The 16,907-nt window shown below is 35.0% G+C and carries 29 protein-coding genes; 25 read left to right on the top strand and 4 right to left on the bottom strand.

The genetic code is table 11. The features are described 5' to 3' along the window. The first annotated feature begins 110 nt into the window (after positions 1 to 110). The 5 genes from DF281_RS03035 to glnA all read left to right on the top strand — a co-directional run bounded on the left by DF281_RS03035 (position 111) and on the right by glnA (position 4,771). The gene (locus DF281_RS03035; RefSeq protein ID WP_109348768.1) at positions 111 to 422 is read left to right on the top strand and encodes a hypothetical protein; all 312 of its coding nucleotides are present in this window, start codon (positions 111 to 113) and stop codon (positions 420 to 422) included. Continuing rightward, the gene (locus DF281_RS03030) at positions 423 to 1,532 is read left to right on the top strand and encodes a hypothetical protein (RefSeq protein ID WP_109348767.1); all 1,110 of its coding nucleotides are present in this window, start codon (positions 423 to 425) and stop codon (positions 1,530 to 1,532) included. 66 nt (positions 1,533 to 1,598) lie between these two features. Beyond that, complete coding sequence (locus DF281_RS03025; RefSeq protein WP_109348766.1) at positions 1,599 to 2,849, top strand: methionine gamma-lyase family protein; 1,251 nt, start codon at positions 1,599 to 1,601, stop codon at positions 2,847 to 2,849. A gap of 161 nt (positions 2,850 to 3,010) precedes the next feature. After that, complete coding sequence (locus DF281_RS03020) at positions 3,011 to 3,391, top strand: MerR family transcriptional regulator (protein WP_109348774.1); 381 nt, start codon at positions 3,011 to 3,013, stop codon at positions 3,389 to 3,391. Between the two features lie 45 nt (positions 3,392 to 3,436). After that, complete coding sequence (glnA, locus tag DF281_RS03015; RefSeq protein WP_109348765.1) at positions 3,437 to 4,771, top strand: type I glutamate--ammonia ligase; 1,335 nt, start codon at positions 3,437 to 3,439, stop codon at positions 4,769 to 4,771. 102 nt (positions 4,772 to 4,873) lie between these two features. Here the strand turns inward: glnA and DF281_RS03010 are convergent, their stop codons facing one another. The 4 genes from DF281_RS03010 to DF281_RS02995 all read right to left on the bottom strand — a co-directional run bounded on the left by DF281_RS03010 (position 4,874) and on the right by DF281_RS02995 (position 7,757). Further along, complete coding sequence (locus tag DF281_RS03010; RefSeq protein ID WP_109348764.1) at positions 4,874 to 5,995, bottom strand: site-specific integrase; 1,122 nt, start codon at positions 5,993 to 5,995, stop codon at positions 4,874 to 4,876. Positions 5,996 to 6,051: 56 nt separating this feature from the next. Beyond that, positions 6,052 to 6,528, bottom strand: a complete 477-nt coding sequence (locus DF281_RS03005) for an ImmA/IrrE family metallo-endopeptidase (RefSeq protein WP_109348763.1) — start codon at positions 6,526 to 6,528, stop codon at positions 6,052 to 6,054. Between the two features lie 167 nt (positions 6,529 to 6,695). Then, positions 6,696 to 7,214, bottom strand: coding sequence for a DUF4352 domain-containing protein (locus DF281_RS03000; protein ID WP_109348762.1), 519 nt, complete (start codon positions 7,212 to 7,214; stop codon positions 6,696 to 6,698). Positions 7,215 to 7,406: 192 nt separating this feature from the next. After that, complete coding sequence (locus tag DF281_RS02995; RefSeq protein WP_109348761.1) at positions 7,407 to 7,757, bottom strand: helix-turn-helix domain-containing protein; 351 nt, start codon at positions 7,755 to 7,757, stop codon at positions 7,407 to 7,409. A gap of 154 nt (positions 7,758 to 7,911) precedes the next feature. On the opposite strand from DF281_RS02995, the gene DF281_RS02990 reads away from it, so the two are divergent. The 20 genes from DF281_RS02990 (at position 7,912) to DF281_RS02895 (ending at position 16,841) form a co-directional block, all read left to right on the top strand. Next, the gene (locus DF281_RS02990; RefSeq protein WP_109348760.1) at positions 7,912 to 8,112 is read left to right on the top strand and encodes a helix-turn-helix domain-containing protein; all 201 of its coding nucleotides are present in this window, start codon (positions 7,912 to 7,914) and stop codon (positions 8,110 to 8,112) included. 36 nt (positions 8,113 to 8,148) lie between these two features. After that, positions 8,149 to 8,811 (top strand): ORF6N domain-containing protein, encoded by a 663-nt coding sequence (locus DF281_RS02985; protein ID WP_109348759.1) that lies wholly within the window; start codon positions 8,149 to 8,151, stop codon positions 8,809 to 8,811. A 10-nt stretch (positions 8,812 to 8,821) separates the two neighbouring features. After that, the gene (locus DF281_RS02980; RefSeq protein ID WP_109348758.1) at positions 8,822 to 9,091 is read left to right on the top strand and encodes a group-specific protein; all 270 of its coding nucleotides are present in this window, start codon (positions 8,822 to 8,824) and stop codon (positions 9,089 to 9,091) included. Between the two features lie 97 nt (positions 9,092 to 9,188). Next, positions 9,189 to 9,713 (top strand): helix-turn-helix domain-containing protein, encoded by a 525-nt coding sequence (locus DF281_RS02975; RefSeq protein ID WP_109348757.1) that lies wholly within the window; start codon positions 9,189 to 9,191, stop codon positions 9,711 to 9,713. Further along, the gene (locus DF281_RS02970) at positions 9,707 to 9,982 is read left to right on the top strand and encodes a hypothetical protein (protein ID WP_109348756.1); all 276 of its coding nucleotides are present in this window, start codon (positions 9,707 to 9,709) and stop codon (positions 9,980 to 9,982) included. Before DF281_RS02975 ends, DF281_RS02970 begins: the two co-directional genes overlap by 7 nt. 33 nt (positions 9,983 to 10,015) lie before the next feature. Continuing rightward, positions 10,016 to 10,792, top strand: coding sequence for a conserved phage C-terminal domain-containing protein (locus tag DF281_RS02965; protein WP_109348755.1), 777 nt, complete (start codon positions 10,016 to 10,018; stop codon positions 10,790 to 10,792). Beyond that, on the top strand, positions 10,737 to 11,558 hold the full coding sequence (locus DF281_RS02960) for an ATP-binding protein (RefSeq protein WP_109348754.1): 822 nt from the start codon (positions 10,737 to 10,739) through the stop codon (positions 11,556 to 11,558). Before DF281_RS02965 ends, DF281_RS02960 begins: the two co-directional genes overlap by 56 nt. A gap of 2 nt (positions 11,559 to 11,560) precedes the next feature. Then, a complete protein-coding gene (locus tag DF281_RS02955) occupies positions 11,561 to 11,764 on the top strand; it encodes a hypothetical protein (protein ID WP_109304952.1) in 204 nt (67 codons plus the stop codon). A gap of 62 nt (positions 11,765 to 11,826) precedes the next feature. Continuing rightward, positions 11,827 to 12,033 carry a hypothetical protein gene (locus tag DF281_RS02950; protein ID WP_109348753.1) on the top strand — a complete coding sequence of 69 codons (207 nt, stop codon included), beginning with the start codon at positions 11,827 to 11,829 and terminating at the stop codon, positions 12,031 to 12,033. After that, positions 12,034 to 12,228: a hypothetical protein gene (locus DF281_RS02945; protein ID WP_109348752.1), complete on the top strand. Its 195-nt coding sequence runs from the start codon at positions 12,034 to 12,036 to the stop codon at positions 12,226 to 12,228. Then, complete coding sequence (locus tag DF281_RS02940) at positions 12,225 to 12,467, top strand: hypothetical protein (protein ID WP_109348751.1); 243 nt, start codon at positions 12,225 to 12,227, stop codon at positions 12,465 to 12,467. The genes DF281_RS02945 and DF281_RS02940 overlap by 4 nt, the downstream gene beginning before the upstream one ends. Before the next feature lie 9 nt (positions 12,468 to 12,476). Next, positions 12,477 to 12,734, top strand: a complete 258-nt coding sequence (locus DF281_RS02935) for a hypothetical protein (RefSeq protein ID WP_109348750.1) — start codon at positions 12,477 to 12,479, stop codon at positions 12,732 to 12,734. A 75-nt stretch (positions 12,735 to 12,809) separates the two neighbouring features. Next, entirely contained in the window at positions 12,810 to 13,127 is a 318-nt protein-coding gene (locus DF281_RS02930) for a hypothetical protein (RefSeq protein WP_109348749.1), read from the top strand. Positions 13,128 to 13,392: 265 nt separating this feature from the next. Further along, on the top strand, positions 13,393 to 13,644 hold the full coding sequence (locus DF281_RS02925) for a hypothetical protein (protein WP_109348748.1): 252 nt from the start codon (positions 13,393 to 13,395) through the stop codon (positions 13,642 to 13,644). Positions 13,645 to 13,726: 82 nt separating this feature from the next. Continuing rightward, positions 13,727 to 13,906 carry a DUF3954 domain-containing protein gene (locus DF281_RS02920; RefSeq protein ID WP_109348747.1) on the top strand — a complete coding sequence of 60 codons (180 nt, stop codon included), beginning with the start codon at positions 13,727 to 13,729 and terminating at the stop codon, positions 13,904 to 13,906. A gap of 135 nt (positions 13,907 to 14,041) precedes the next feature. Further along, entirely contained in the window at positions 14,042 to 14,557 is a 516-nt protein-coding gene (locus DF281_RS02915; RefSeq protein WP_166636125.1) for a sigma factor-like helix-turn-helix DNA-binding protein, read from the top strand. After that, positions 14,554 to 15,111 carry a tyrosine-type recombinase/integrase gene (locus DF281_RS02910; RefSeq protein ID WP_109348745.1) on the top strand — a complete coding sequence of 186 codons (558 nt, stop codon included), beginning with the start codon at positions 14,554 to 14,556 and terminating at the stop codon, positions 15,109 to 15,111. Before DF281_RS02915 ends, DF281_RS02910 begins: the two co-directional genes overlap by 4 nt. Positions 15,112 to 15,447: 336 nt before the next feature. After that, positions 15,448 to 16,065, top strand: coding sequence for a hypothetical protein (locus DF281_RS02905; protein ID WP_109348744.1), 618 nt, complete (start codon positions 15,448 to 15,450; stop codon positions 16,063 to 16,065). Positions 16,066 to 16,113: 48 nt separating this feature from the next. After that, entirely contained in the window at positions 16,114 to 16,374 is a 261-nt protein-coding gene (locus DF281_RS02900; RefSeq protein ID WP_109348743.1) for a Rho termination factor N-terminal domain-containing protein, read from the top strand. A gap of 134 nt (positions 16,375 to 16,508) precedes the next feature. Continuing rightward, positions 16,509 to 16,841, top strand: a complete 333-nt coding sequence (locus DF281_RS02895; RefSeq protein ID WP_370447833.1) for an HNH endonuclease — start codon at positions 16,509 to 16,511, stop codon at positions 16,839 to 16,841. The last annotated feature ends 66 nt before the right edge of the window (positions 16,842 to 16,907 follow it).

Genomic DNA, 16,907 nt, shown 5'->3' with positions numbered 1-16,907 from the left:
AGCTCGGTCAAATAAGAGAAACCGCTGCAAGTAAAGAAATACACTTGCAAGTACGCTCTATTCCCAAGAAGCTCCCACTTCAAGCGTGAAGAACCGCAAGGTTTAGCTAAGTGGCGAGTAGTTCACGTTGTTTTCTATTAATTGGCATTGAATCACCTTCAGCTAATTCAAATTCGAATTTATATTGGATTGCAAATTCTAAGATTCCAACAGAAGAACAAATGAGTCGCCTAATCAATATGGAGACTACGGCATCCGATCAAATCGATACTTCTCAAATCGATTATTCTAAAGTGGGAGAATATCCGATTTTCATCCATCGTGCAAACAATGTTGTGGAAGAACTCACTTTTTCAATACGCCAACATTCCCCGATTGAATCTACTATTCCTGAAACGATTCAAGTTGAAGCCAATCAGTAAATGGATCTACATCAAATTGTGCAAAGTGAGATGCCGAAGAAATATGCGCGCATTCCATTTGAATTTTCTATACCACCTAAACAATTAAAAAATGTGCATGAAGAAATGATAGAAGGTCAATGGACGGATTTTTACGGCAGGCAGTTCCGCAAAACGATGAAGTTACAAGTAGTGGACCAAACAGCACCAATTTTATCAATTGTAAATGATCAAATTAATGTTCAAAAAAATGAATATGTAGATGCTGAAAAAATCATTAAATTGGCGGGGATTGCGGTTTATGATGCCGTTGATTCATCAATTGAACCCGAATTCCAATTCCGAAATTTAACGACAGAAACTATAGGGCAGTACGAAATCATAGTTCAAGCCAAGGATCGAAGTGGCAATCAATCTATTCAACATTATGTAGTGGTCAATGTCGGAGGGCAACGCACGATCCAACATGAGGTTGGTAAACAAATAACGGAAGCGCGTTTTTTACATGAATTAGGCTTGACTGATGTCGATTGGATTGATTGGTCATCCGTATACCTTGATCAAGTTGGGAACTATAAAATTCCAATGAAATTGAGAAATGGCCAAGAAATTACCGTCAATTTTGAAGTAATCGATCGTACAGCCCCTATTGTGGAATTAGGAAATAATCGAATTACATTTAATCGAAATGAAGAAATGACAGATGCTCGAGTTTTTGAGAAATTGGCAATCAAATCAAATGAAAAAGTGACGATTCAATTAGAAAATCCCGTGGATCAGCAATTATCAAAAGGTGAGCATAAAAACACTTTAATTGCGACGGACCGTTATGGAAATCGCGCATATATTTCATTTACTATTAAAATAATTTCGGGAAGTATGGTCGTGTCAGTCAAAAATAATGAAACGCCGCCTTCTAAACCATTCAAGCGAAAATTAATTCGCTCCGAAAATAATATAACTAAAGTGGAAACAGTTCTTTTGCCAGCACATGAGGAAAAGCTATCAAATATTATTGATCAAAAACCACCGAATTTTGTAATCGCATTAATTGCGGCGGTTGGATCAATGGTTATATTATTTTTAATTATTACCATTTTCAATCGATGGAAAAGATTTTTTATTCATTAACGATTTTTCATATTCCATTGATATGTTAATATAGGAAGGAAGAAATCGAACGGAGATGAATAATTGATGGCATTCACATCAACTTTAACTGCTGAAACAATGCAGTTTGCAAAAGAAATTGAGAAAAAGATTAGACCACAATTTGATCAAGTAGAAGAAATGGCTTTTTATAATCAGCAAAAAGTATTAGCAGCATTTGCTAATAATCATGTTAGTGAAAATCATTTCGCAGGTACGACTGGCTACGGTTATGACGACGAAGGTCGCGACAATTTAGAACGTGTTTACGCAGAAGTTTTCGGTGCGGAATCGGCAATCGTTCGCCAACAAATCATTTCAGGTACACACGCTATTACTTTAAGTTTATTTGGGGTATTACGTCCTGGCGATGAATTAATGTATGTGACAGGTCAACCTTACGACACATTACAATCAATTGTAGATGGTGGCGACAAAGATACCGGTTCATTAAAAGACTGGGGAATTGATTACCAACATATCGACTTAAATAATGACAATAAAATAGACTGGGATGCGGTTAAAGCAGCAGTTTCTTCTAAAACACGTGTCATGGCAATTCAACGCTCAAAAGGATATGCAACAAGACCTTCATTCACAATTGATGAAGTCGGGGAAATGATTCGTAAAATCCGCGAAATTAAAGAAGATGTCATTATTTTCGTAGATAATTGCTACGGCGAGTTCGTTGATGCGGTTGAACCTACTGATTTAGGTGCAGATTTAATGGCAGGATCATTAATTAAAAATCCTGGCGGTGGTTTAGCGAAAGTAGGCGGATATATCGCAGGTAAAGCTGAATATGTTGAACAATGCGCATTCCGAATGACAACACCTGGGATCGGTGCAGAAGCAGGGCCATCTTTGAATACATTAACTGATATGTATCAAGGGTTCTTTTTAGCACCTCATGTTGTTTCTCAATCTGTAAAAGGTGCGATTTTTGCAGCGGCAGCTCTGGAAGCAATCGGCATGGTAGCTGAACCAAGTTTTGATGCGAAACGCACAGATTTAATTCAATCCGTACAATTCCAATCACCTGAGCAAATGATTCAATTTTGCCAAACAGTACAAAAAAATTCACCAGTTAACGCGCAATTCGCCCCTGAACCAGCGTTATTACCTGGATACACAGATGATGTCATTATGGCAGCAGGTACATTTGTACAAGGCGCAAGTATCGAATTTTCAGCTGATGGTCCAATCCGTGAACCACACACAGTATATATGCAAGGCGGCTTAACTTACGAACATGTAAAAGCAGCGATTTTAAACGCAGTACAAGATTTAAGAAAATAATTGAGTTTAGCGAAGTGTCTATTGAAGAAATAGGCACTTTTTTTGTTGAAAAAAACAAGATGAATTTCATCGAAAAAAGATATGTTAGTTTTCCTAACATGGTATTGACAGGAAAGCTAACATGGAATAAACTAATAATTGTGAAAGGCAAGGTGAAAACAATGAATCGTGACATAAGACGAACAATGCCGTTATTACCAATTAGTATTGTTATGCAATTGACTGATTTAACTGCTAGACAGATTCGTTATTATGAAGAACATACGTTAATTGAACCTGCCAGAACAGAGGGGAATCGTCGTATGTTTTCATTAAATGACGTAGATACCCTACTTGAAATTAAGGATTTACTAGATCAGGGCATTAATATGGCAGGTATTAAGAAAGTATTTGCTCTTAAAAATGAACCGGTTATTCAACAAGCAAAGGCAGAAATTACAGATGTGGATTTGAGAAGGATTTTACGCGAAGAGATGTTGCAAGCACAAAGGATGCAACGAACTTCGATCAGACAAGGGGATTTATCTCGTTTCTTCCAATAGAAGAAGCGGGTCATATATATTTTACAATTTAGGAGAGTGAAGTAAGTGAGCAAATATACAAAAGATGATATTCGTAGATTAATTCAAGAACAAGAAGTGAAGTTTATCCGTCTTCAATTCACAGATATTCTAGGAACAATCAAAAACGTTGAGATTCCAGTTTCTCAATTAGAAAAAGCTTTAGACAATAAAATGATGTTCGATGGTTCTTCAATTGAAGGTTTCGTTCGTATTGAAGAATCTGATATGTACTTATTCCCAGACTTAGATACTTTCATGGTATTCCCATGGACAGTTGATAAAGGTGCTGTATGTCGTTTTATTTGTGACGTATACAATGCAGATCTTACACCATTCGCAGGTGATCCTCGTAACAACTTACGCCGCATCATCAAACGCATGGAAGATATGGGCTTCACAGATTTCAACTTAGGGCCTGAGCCAGAATTCTTCTTATTCAAATTAGATGAAAAAGGCGAACCAACTTTAGAATTAAATGACCACGGTGGTTACTTCGACTTAGCACCGACTGACTTAGGTGAAAACTGCCGTCGTGATATCGTTCTTGAACTTGAAGAAATGGGCTTTGAAATTGAAGCATCTCACCATGAAGTAGCTCCTGGACAACACGAAATCGACTTTAAATATGCGGATGTTTTAACGGCTTGTGATAGTATCCAAACATTCAAATTAGTTGTAAAAACAATCGCTCGTAAACATGGTTTACATGCAACATTCATGCCAAAACCAATCTTCGGATTAAGCGGTTCAGGTATGCACTGTAACGTTTCATTATTTAAAGATGGACAAAATATGTTCTTCGATGAAGCTGCACCAATGCAATTATCAGAAACAGCAATGCAATTCATGGCTGGTGTATTAAATCACGTGCAAGGATTTACAGCTATTACGAACCCAACTGTAAACTCATACAAACGTTTAGTACCTGGTTACGAAGCACCTTGTTACGTAGCATGGTCAGGTCAAAACCGCTCTCCATTAGTTCGTATCCCAGCTTCACGTGGACTTTCTACTCGTATCGAAGTTCGTTCAGTAGATCCAGCTGCTAACCCTTACTTAGCTTTAGCAGTAATTCTTGAAGCAGGATTAAACGGTGTTGAAAATAAATTAACACCACCACCAGCAGTAGATCGTAACATCTACGTGATGAGTGCAGAAGAACGCGAAGAAGCGGGAATTGGCAACTTACCAGTGAACCTTGATGACGCATTACACGTTCTTGCAAAAGACGAAGTAGTTAAAGGCGCATTAGGCTCTCATATTTATGAAAACTTCAAAGAAGCAAAAGAAATTGAGTTTGAAATGTTCCGTACTCAAGTTCACCAATGGGAACGCGACCAGTACCTTAAAATGTACTAAGTCGATGAACCCAACAGCCCCAAGAGATTGGGGCTGTTTTTATTTGTCTTTTTTTAGATGGACCAAAACGAATAAACTGCTTGGACCAAAATTAGACCAAAATTATTTTTCATTCATATAGGAATCAAATAATTTTATGGCTCTGTTCTCCATTTTTTGTGTTACATGAGAATAAATATCCGCAGTTACTTGCATTGAAGAATGACCTAAACGTTCTTGTAAATCTTTCATTGATACGCCAGCCTCTAACATCATAACAGCGTGAGTATGTCTTGTAGAATGAATAGGTAAGTGAACATGATCAATAAACTCTAAAGCACTTGAAAAAGTATTAAATAAAGTAGCTTTTGGGAAGGCGGTACCATCATCGCGACCAAATACAAAATTTTGTTGTTGGTTATATAGTTTCCCTACAAGGCTTCGTTTTTGTATCTTATGTTTTGTATAAGCACGTAACTTATTCATGAATGATTCTCTCATTAAAATAGTACGATTTGATTTTTCAGTTTTCACTTCACTTAATTTTGGTTCGTTTTTTGTTGCTTGATAATCGTAAGTGGCGTTTACTCTTAATGTAGAATCATTCCAATTAATATCATCTAATTCTAAAGCGCTGCACTCGCCTTTACGCATGCCACTTTCAAATAAACATTCAAAGAATATCCCTTGATCATAACTTCTTTTGTAAATATAGTTGAGAAGGTCTTCGATATATTCAGGGTTTAGGTATTTTAGCTTTTTGACTTTTTTCTTTTCGATTTTCACATATGCTGCGGGATTCATTTCTAAATCCCCATTTATTACTGCTTGCTGAAAGGCTAAACGAACAGGTGTGTGAACCCTTTTGGCACTTTCTGAACTTAAACCATTCTCCATTATAGAGTCTACAAATTTTTGATATTCTAATGGTTTCAATTCTCTCACTTTTAAGTGACCTATCCCTGGTATAATATGATTTTTGATAGATAACCAGTATGTTTTTTCAGTGTTGGGTTTTCTTTTATTTTTTATATAAACTTGATACCAGTCTGTTAAGTAGTTTGCAATCGTCATCTCTTTTATTGTGTTTGTTGTTTCAATATCTTCTTCTTTTTTTCTGGCTGAAATTTCTGCCTCTTTTTTTGTTTTAAAACCACCCTTTGATTTAACTTTATATTTTCCTGAATTATCTTTGAAACTAATTCTATATTCCCATAAGCCATTTCTTTTTCTAAACGATGCCATCTAAATCCCTCCTTGATTTGAGCCTAGCATAAAACCATAGCATTGATGTGCGTTCTTTACACTGCTTTCTGTGCATTTGTGAGTGTATGTAAGTGATTGTTAATGAAATGGTTTAAACGACGACATGCGAACTCTGGACTAACGCTAAATGTATCTTGAATAACAGACACAGCTTCAAAATAATTAGATGGTAAATTCAGTTCCATCAACATGGTAGTCGGTACTGCAGCATGAAGTGCAAAGTTGTTCGCTTTAATTTCTTGATATTCGACGAATAACGGATCCATATACATTTGATCGCCAGCATGCAATAAAACGTGACCTAACTCATGGCAAAATTCTTCTGATTGAACGAGAGATCGATTCAAAAAAATGAAAATCACATCATCATTTGAAAATGCCTGACTCGGTTCATCCCAATACATAATCTCAATATTTAATTGATCTGCAATATTCTCTACAGTTAGTTCTGTCGGTGTTACGATGTTCAATCTACTATATAAATTCCTAATACTGTCTTCTAAATAATTCATATTACACCACCTAACAAACGTATGTTCGTATTTAGTATAAAATAAAAACAAGCATATTGGAAGTATGCATGTAAATTATAAAGAACTATGGGAATTAGAAATAAAAAAAGCCCAATTCTTATCACTTAGTAAGTGCGGAAGAATAGGAGCTTTTTTTGCTTCTACAATTATTTTACTTTGATATTCCATTTTACTTCTTTGTTATCTAATGAGAACGAAGGAGTGTAAATTAATTCATAAGTTCCTGGACCAGCAACATCAAATTCAACTACTCCTGTAGTTTTCTTACCTTTATTTAAATCGCCCATAAGCGTTTTGTCGCCACTTCCGAAATAACTTTCAGCTTGATCATCGCCTTTATAAAGGTTAAATTCACCAGAAGAAACGAATGTTTTTGATTCAGACTTGTTATGAACTTCAATACTTAAAGTTAAAACTTTACCACTTTTAGGTTCGATATATTGCGAACCATTTCCTAAAGTAGCCGACTTGATTTTATATTCAATGTCATTGATTTTAACAACGTCGCCAACTTTAAATACTTCATCTTTTTTAGCTTCATCTTTTTTAGGTTGTTCTGCAGCTGCTGGAGCATCGCTCTTTTCAACTTTTTCTACAGCAGTTTCTCCGCATGCCCCAAGTAATAGTGCCGCAGTGATCGGTAAGCTTAGTAATAATTTTTTCATCAAATTTACCTCTTTTCATTTTATACCTAATTTTAGCAATAAAACTAAATGTTGTAATCAATAAAAAAATGATAAAAATAATATTTTTATTAGAAAGATATTATCAACAGAATACTTCTAATAGTGTATTTATATTGATTTTTTTAAAGTTTATTCCAAATTTAATCAAAATAAAAAGCACCATGTAGTGCTTTAAATCTTACCGCTATCCTTCAATATCTCCCACATCTTGCGCAGGCGACGTAAATCTTCTTCTTTTGATTCAGGTAATTCTTTATACCATTTTTGTAATGACGGATCGTTAGCAAAAGCTTCGAATTCTTTATCTTCAGGTTTCGGAGAATTAGATTCTATTCCTAGCAAGTAATCTGCAGAACATTCAAGAGCAATAGCAAGTTTTGAAAGTTCTTCATCTTTAACTGGTCTTTCACCAGATTCAATTCTATTCATGACACTTTGATTTATATTAATTCGTCGCGCTAACTCTTTTTGACTCCAATTTTTCTTTTCACGTAAGGAAATAATTCTTTTATTGATACTCATGAATTCACCATCCTAACTAATATGTATTTTATCATGTTTCTGAAATGGAAATAAATAAATTGCTAAAATAGAAATATATCTATTGCATTTCTGTTTTAGCAATGTTATATTTTATTCAAGGAGTTGCTGAAACAGAAATTCCGGAGGTGCTAAAGTGAAAATATTCAGCTTAACTTATATTAAAAATAGAAGAATTGAATTAGGAATGACCCAACAAGAACTTGCTAAATCATTGGGTTATAAGGGTTCATCAACATACTTGAAGTATGAAAATGGAACATATTCATTTAAGGCAGAGCAATTACCATTGCTAGCCAATGAATTAAACTGCGATATTTTAGATTTTTTTATCTAAACGATTGCTGAAACAGAAATTTAAGGAGATGGGAATATGGATCAATTACAGGTTATTGAACGTGGTGGCCACAGAGTTTTGACAACACAACAAGTTGCAGATGCATTTGGTGTAGAAACAAAACAGTTGCTTAGAAATTTCCAACGTAATTCTGAAAGATATATGGAAGGAAAGCATTACTACGCTCTAAATGGTGAAGCCTTAAAGATGTTCAAAGCTGAACGTCAACATGACGACACCCTTAAATTTGCATCATCTTTATATCTTTGGACTGAACAAGGTGCTTGGTTACATGCAAAATCATTAAATAATGATGCTTCATGGAAAGCATACTCAATGTTAGTGGACGACTACTACATGGTTAAATCGGAATTATCATTAGCATCTGTTGCAGCAACAACAGACAAAATTTTACTCAGTCATGATGAACTGAAGAATGAAATATTAATGATCAACAAACGATTAGATGAACAAATTACCTTGTTAGCTGGAGAACAACGTAGGCTTCAAAAAGTAGTCGCAACTAGGGTTTATGAATTAGAGTCCGATTCACAATGTAGACCACGACTTTTCAGTGAGATTTATCGAGAGATAAAAGATCGTTTTGCAGTGTCTAGCTATAAAGATGTTAGACGAAAAGATTTACAGTCTGCAATATCTTATATCGAACATTACATTCCTAAAAAAATAGCGATGTAGGAGGTGCAATATGTTAAACGTGCAAATAGATTCAGAACAGTTGGAACATGATTATAAAGTTGCGCTCAATAAGGCGATCAGTGAAATCACATTCCAAAAAACATTCTGGGATTTCAAAGAATTAATGAACCAAACGTGTATGAGTAAATCTTTCATCTTAGAAAAATTCTTTTATGAACCTGATTTCCCGAAATACAAAGTTGGACAGAAGTGGTTAATGCCAGCGGTTGAAACACAGGAGTTTTTAAAAAACTGGTTGAAAAAACAATCGCAGAATTAATTTCTTCTATATTAAAATTTTAACAATTATTAGAAGTTACGTTGGTAGCTTTAATGATATAGAGGTAATGCAGTGTGAGTGAACAGGGGGAATAAACATGAAAAAAGTGGGCGAAATCATGAAGGAACTTAGAGGTGACGATACTCAACAGAAACAGGCTTTGAAGATGTCTATCGCAAGAGAAACGGTATCTCGCTATGAAACAGGTAAGGACAAAGTAAACATTGATGTAGCACGTCAGTATAGTGCTAAATATGATAATCCGAGGTTTGCAATTACAGTTCAAAATCAGTACACAGGTACAGGGCCAGTGTTATTAGATGGTGAAAATGTTGATTTACATCGTTCAGCAATAAAAGAGAAAACGCTCGAAGAATTAGAAGAAGCGTTTAATCGACTTAAGAAGACGAGCTTAGCGAAACCACTCGCTTGTTTAGAAATTTATGAAAAACAAGATTTGCATGATGCGCTTGAAGAACTTATAGAAGCAAGTACAGCAATAAGTAATTTAGTAGCTGTTGTTTGTATGGAGAGTGACATTAGTTATAAAAGTCTTTGGTTAGACCATTACAACTATTTGATTAGTAAAGGATTTTTGAAAGGAGAAATGACGACATGTTAGAAAAATTCAGAGCAGACGATGCTCAAAAGGCGCAATGGTTATACGATTCAGCGGAGGACACACTTGCAGAAATTCAAACATTCTTGAAGGCTGGACATTATGCTGCAGCTGAAATCGCAACTGAAGAACTTCACGATAATATCAATCAGATCCGCATGCTTTCAAAAGCTAAAAAGGACCACGATCGGTTAGCTAAACTCGCAAAATCTTTAAAAGGAAAAAACGTTAAAGCAGAAGTAATATCGTTTGTTTCGACACAATCAATCTAGCTTTGAACGAAGTGGTAATTAGGAGGATTTATCATGGCAGAAAAAATAGAAGGAGTTAAACATGAAGGGATACTTTCAAAAGGGTTCGGATTAATTCCACGCATGTTGACTCGTGATAAGGATTTAAGTATTGAAGCAAAAGCAATTTACGCATATTTAGCTGCATTTGCTGGTAACAATACTGAAGCATTTCCGAGTGTTGAATTGATATGTTCAGAATTGAATATTTCTGAAAATCGATACCATAAGCATCGCAAGGCACTATTAGAGAAACAATATATTCGCATCAGGAGAGAGCGACTAGAAACAGGGTTTTCTAAAAATCATTATGAATTGGTACAAATGATTCCTGATACCGTATCCCTTCAAAACGTAGGCATAGGAAATGTAGGCATAAGAATCGTAGGCATACAAAATGAAGGTACTAATAGTAACAGTCTTAATAAAAACAATATTAATAGTAACAGTAATAAAGAGAATATTACGTCTTGCAAGCAAGACAACGCATATTCTGAAATTATTGATTACTTAAATCTCAAAGCAAATACGAAATATAGAAGTACAGCTGGAGCTACAAAAAAATTGATTAAAGCACGTATCGAAGAAGGATTTACGGTTGATGATTTTAAAATGGTCATCGATAAAAAAGTAGCTGCTTGGTTGCACGATCCACAGTTTAACCAATACCTAAGACCAAGCACATTATTCCAAGCATCAAAATTTGAAGGTTACTTAAACGAAAGGGTGAGAGGTTATGAAGGCAATCGCACAAGCGTTACCAAAGTCTATTCAGATGACATTAACTTCTAATGAATGCTCGTTACATGCAAAGCCAGTTCCATTAATGATGATTGATGGTAAAGAACTTTGCCCAGCTTGCCAGATCGCAAAGGAAAATCAATCTTTTGAACAAAGCTTTCAAAAAGAAATCTTAGATCGCGCAGCTAAGAAGAAGAAAAACACTTTGTATATGCGTTCAGTTTTTGCAGACGAAACGATTCGTGAAGCTAGTTTTGGCAAATTCTTTGCTGAATCTAGTGAGGAATCAAAAAATAAAGATTTGGCAGTACAATCTTTCAAGCATTACAAATCAGGTAAAACATTCACTACATTGCTTCAAGGCGACACAGGAGTTGGCAAGTCGCACTTGGCCATGTCTATCCTACGAAACTTAAATGAGAAGTTGGATGTTGAGTGTGTATTTGTTAGCGTTCGAGAGATGATGGCGAAAATACGTGATTCATTCGACAACAAGGAATCAAAGTTCACGCAACTTTATTTCGTCGAGATGTTATCGAGAGTGGATTACCTTTGCTTAGATGACTTAGGGGCAGAAACAGGGGCTATTACGACGAATAAAACCGCAACAAACTTCACACTAGAAGTACTGACGGCAATCTTAGAAGCTAGACAGTCGAAATCGACGATCATCACTTCAAATTTGTCACGTAATCAAATGGAATTAATGTACGACAAAAAGCTAATTTCTCGTTGCCTTAAAAATATTGCGGTCATCAAGTTCACAGATACTCGTGACAAAAGAATTTCAGTCTTTGATCTATCGCAGGAGGTGTAGTCATGGCGCATTCATCAGCACATACGCAATTTGCGAGTGGTAATGGAGTTGGACTAATGCGTTGTCCTTATCCGAATTGTGGCCACTCTAACACAATCATCACAAAAGTACATTGTCGTATGCATCATCAAATGGAAAGGGAAGTCTTGTTTGAGCAATATGGCAAGCCGACTAGGGTGCTATTGAATTATGGAAATCTTAAATAAAGTACAACAAGATCTACATAAATTGCGTGAAGAAATCTTAAAAACATTGGAGGATATTGAGGATGACAAACGTAATGAAGCCAATTTTAATGGGGTTTGATGGTCCAGAACCACTTGCAATCGTAATTGTAAATCGAGTTGCTGGCAATCGATTCAAGAAAGTTTGCTACGATGCAGCAGAACTTCAAGTAGTTTTCGAAATGTACCCAACTAGCGAAGGTTATGTGCTAGAAGTGTTGATGTCAGAACCACTTGAGGAGGTAGTTTGATTGGATAAGATTTTCGCTCTGTACAAAGGTGAAAGATGGATTTGGGATGGTACGATTCAGGAATTGGCAGAATACACAGGGAAGCCTTTAGGAACTTTACGCTGGCTACAATATGATTCGGTAAAAGCACGCGCATTAGCTAAAAAGAATTATAAAGGCTTTTGGCTAGAACCGATCGAGGAGGAATCGGTATGAATTTAAAATATCAAGGTGTTAACTCACGCGGTCGTAGATTATGGCTAGAAACAGATTTAAATCAGAAAATCGAAGAATGGCAAAAAGAGCATTACGAAAAGTGCGTAACTGAATTGGAGGTAATGCTCAATCGTCAACTTTCTAAAAATGAATTACAGCATATTTTATGGTTAAGTGGCTGGGATAAAAGCACGATTGATACGTTTAGAGGACTATTTATGGATTTAAAGAAGGCGTGAGGTGGAAATATGAAAAGCGAGAAAGAGATTCGAGCAAAGCTTGATAAATTATGCGACGAATATTCAACAGTGGCAGAATTATTAGCTGCTAAAGAAACTTATTTTGAAGGATTTAAAAAGACGATTAGACATGATGTTAGTTCGTTATCCTTCTGTGGAGAAATATGTCGCAAGTTAGAAATGGAGATTTGGGTAATAGATCGTAAAAAAATCTCGATGCTTACTCAAATCGAAACCTTGTCATGGGTGTTGGATCGTGCGGAATAAACAAAATTTGAGACGCATAAGAAACATAACGTGCATTAACGCATTAACAAACTTTAAAAAAGAGGAGCAAAAGTGATGGGAACATATTTTGAAACGAAACACGATACTTTCAATCTTAAATTTAAAGAACATGAAGTGTTTGATGGAAAGATGGTAATAGTCGATGAATCAGATGATCCGTATCTTTGGATTGACAAAGAATCTGGGAAAGTCAGTTTCGGTGGAAAATACTTCTTACAATACAAAGAACAACGATTATTAGAAACACTATTAGAATTCGTTTATACGACACATAGATTAATGGAGAACGTTGATATTGACGAAGTGAAAGCCGATTTTGTAAAAAACCTTATTAAATTTGAAGAAATTAGTCGTGACTTTGCATTGAAGTGACTTGTACATCACGCAGCGAAGGAGAGAGAAAATGGATTCAAGAGAAGCATTTAGAATTTTTATCAGACATCATTTAGAAGTGATGTCTGATAAAAATATATTAATTTACCCAAAGAGAAAACAGAGGAAATCGCAGAATGGATTGAAATCGACCCTAGTTTTTACGAAAGTTTAAGCGAACTACTAGTTGAATACATTCGTGATTTTCATGTTGATATAGATTAACGTCACATCACGACCAAACTATGAATAAAGGAGAATGAACATGGGAGAACAATTAGATTTATTCGGAGTTCTATTTGAAATGAAGGCGGTCGATAAGATTCGTCAAGAGATTGCAGGATTGAAGGAGTTGGATTATATACACACTTGCCTTTGCATTGTTGAGCGAGGATCTAAAAGCAATTACGTCGTTAAAACAGACGACTTTGAAAAATGTTTCAGAGATACAAATGAGTTGCTTCGTTTTGTAGAACTTGGATCAGTACATGGTTGGGAAAATGTACATGGATTTTAAGACAAAAAAATAAAGCATTAGAGATTTCCTCCAACGCTTGTTTAATGTGGTAATTAAATTATAGCATAGGAGGAAACTTAAAATGAATAAACAAGTAGAATTAAAAACAGAAATCAGCTTGATGGAGAATGGAGTCTACATAGTTTCAAACGGTAAATTGATTCCTTTAGAAAGTCCACAAGCTGGGTTCGGTAAACAAGAAATAAATTGGCAAAGTGGAAAAGTAACACATGTAGATTATAAATATACTAAAAAAATCTAAATGTGGTATTATAAGTGTAACAAAATATTCGTGCTTATCAGATAACCTGGGAGCGCTAGATAAATGCAGAAAACACTTCTGTGCTTATTTAGCGCTCTTTTTATTTTCATTTTATTGGGACTGGGAGGAAACCACATGAAAGAGTTGATAAATGAGTACATCGTTACAAGAAAACAAACAAAGAAATTATATAAAGATTTATTAGAAAGAAAAGATGAAATGATAGATGATGAAGAAATCGAAAAAGCAGTTGCCGATCTAGCTACTGTACGACAAATGATTAGCAGTTTAACGTATTCAATTGAAACAATGTCATTGGGCCGTTTTCGTGGCAGGTCGTTAAATAGACGTGCAGCTTATGAAAGAGAAATACCAGTAAGCAACGAAATACTAGCGATGAATAGCGATAAACGTCAGCAAATGCCATTTGAAAAAGAAGAAAATCAAGATGAAGAAGAAGTGAAGGAATTGTTGGCCAAAGAAATATCAAAAGTCTTAGATGCCAGGGAACGAGAAGTTTTTAACTTAGCTGCAAATGAATTTAGTCATCGTCAAATTGCAGAGATTATGGACATTCCAAAGTCTACAGTTCAGGGCATACTGCAACGATGTAAAAGTAAAATCATTGCGGAAGGTTGGGTGATTGTATGAGATTTGTTGAGCCAATTAGAGATAAAGAACAATTAGATGATTTAACAAATTATTTAAAAGAGCATAATGAACGTGACTATATAATGTGGTTGATCGGCATTCATGTAGGCATACGTATAAGTGATATTCTTCAGTTACGCGTTAAAGATGTACGTAAACAAACGCATCTGAAAATCTTTGAACAAAAGACGAAAAAATACAAACGAGTTATTATTCCACCAAGATTAAGAAAAGAGTTTGAACAATTTATAAAAGGAAAGAAGGAAAATGACTATCTTATTGCATCTCGTGAACGGACCAGCACAGGAAAACAAAGACCGATCACAAGAAAGACTGCTTGGACAAATATTAACAAGGCAGCAAAAGCAATTGGCTATCGAGAAAAAATAGGAACGCACAGCATGAGAAAAACGTTTGGCTATCATTATTATAAGAAATACCATTCTGTAGGCGATTTGATGGTGTTATTCAATCACTCTGAAGAAGCAACAACACTTCGCTACATAGGCATTGTACAAGACCAACTAGATAGTAATATGTCGAACCTCTATTAAGGGGTTCTTTTTTTATGCTTACAAATAGCTCAACAGAGCAACTTCATAACACTTATAGAGGGATTGGGTAGGTATTTAAAAAAGTAATAGTTACACTCAAATAAAAAGAATTTTACAGGTATTGATATAGAGCCATTTTAAAGGCTTTTTGAAATGTAACAGAATATTAGATATGTTACACCCAAAGAGAAAACCGTCCAGATGCCCATAATAAGTGTAAGGGTAACAACTTACAGCTCATGAAAATCCTCCTCGAAGGACAGGCTATATGCACAGTAACGAAAGCATATAGCTTGGACTTCTAAATATGGTAATATGTTCAAGGGAGTGATTAATATGAATATAGTTATTTGGACAGCAGTAATAACAGCGATAACTACTTTATTTGCTAATATATTATTTCATTTATTAAAAAATGAATTTGATTGGTTTACAGATAAAAAAAGATTTAAAAGAGAGCATGCATATAAGCAACTTACAGAATTATACTTAGAGTTATATGGTATAGTTGCTCAATCTGAGTATATTAGGAAATTTATAAAATTATCTAAAGAAAGTGAATTTACTATATACGAGGTGCCGTTTTTAGAGTGGGTAGTAAAGAATACATCACTTGACGCCGAAACGAAAGAACTAAAAGTAGAATTGGAACAGACAGATGTGACTAAATATAATAAGAGCAAAATTGATGAATTAGTTATAAAGAATTCAAAATACGCTTCAAGTGAGTTATTAAAATTATGCATAGCACATAGATTTTGTAAAAGTAATATGGTAAAGGATCTTGAAGAAAAAACTCAACAAGATTTTTTTGACGAGGAAGTAATGTTATTAAGAAAAATTGTTAATAAAATAATTATAGAAACTAATGAACTTTTAGAAATAACTCATATGAGATATGAAAGTAACGAAAAAGCAAGTGGACTGATGAATACTAATATATTTAAAGAGTGAAACTACATTTTATAAGTGTAGTTTTTTATTTAGAAAGGAGAATGAAAAATGCTTAAAAAATATCGAGTAACATCAACTGGTATTGAATACTGGGATACAGAAGAAAAGCGCATTGTAGTTATGCAGGAAGAAATTGAAGTTGCAGATCAGCATGAACAAGAACATGTCGATACTTCAGGAATCAATCTTGAAGAAATGACAGTGAAGGAATTGAAAGAGTTTGCTGAATCACAGGGCATTGATATTCCTAAGTCTATGACAAAGAAAGAATTAGTGATTGCTCAAATCACAGGTGAATCAATTGATTAAGAAAACGGTATATAAAGAACCAGGTACTACAATTACAACATTGCGTTTATTTGGTATTACGATTTATTCAATTACTGAAAACGAATGGAATATGTAATATGAAGTATTGTGATTTCAATGGCTGTAGAAACAAGATGGAAAAAGGGCAGTATTGTGAAGATCATAAAAGGGATAAGAAGAAGGCTATTACTAAGGTCAAGTACGATCTAAGTAATAAGCCTTTTTATAATTCAGCAATTTGGAAAGCGACACGACGGAGAGTGTATGAACGTGAGCGTGGTTGTTGTCAGCGTTGCAATCGCTTTGTATTTGGAAAGCTTGCGCAGGTACATCACATCGTTAAGGTGAAGGACAACCCAACACTCAAGCTTCAAGAGGACAACCTACGTTTGTTATGTCCTGAGTGTCACATGATAGAGGAATATGGCGAGAAAAATAAAAAAGTTTTTGCAAATTTTTTCAAATAGCCCCCCTATCGAAAAAAGATTTTTTGGAAAAAAGCTCAAGACCGGTTGTGGCGGTATTTAAATGGT

Origin of the sequence: Kurthia zopfii (genome assembly GCF_003143955.1) — a bacterium.
In the GTDB taxonomy this organism is placed as follows: Bacteria; Bacillota; Bacilli; order Bacillales_A; family Planococcaceae; genus Kurthia; species Kurthia zopfii.
The sequence above is the reverse complement of the archived record's forward strand: the minus strand, read 5'-3'. Positions and strand labels throughout refer to the sequence as shown.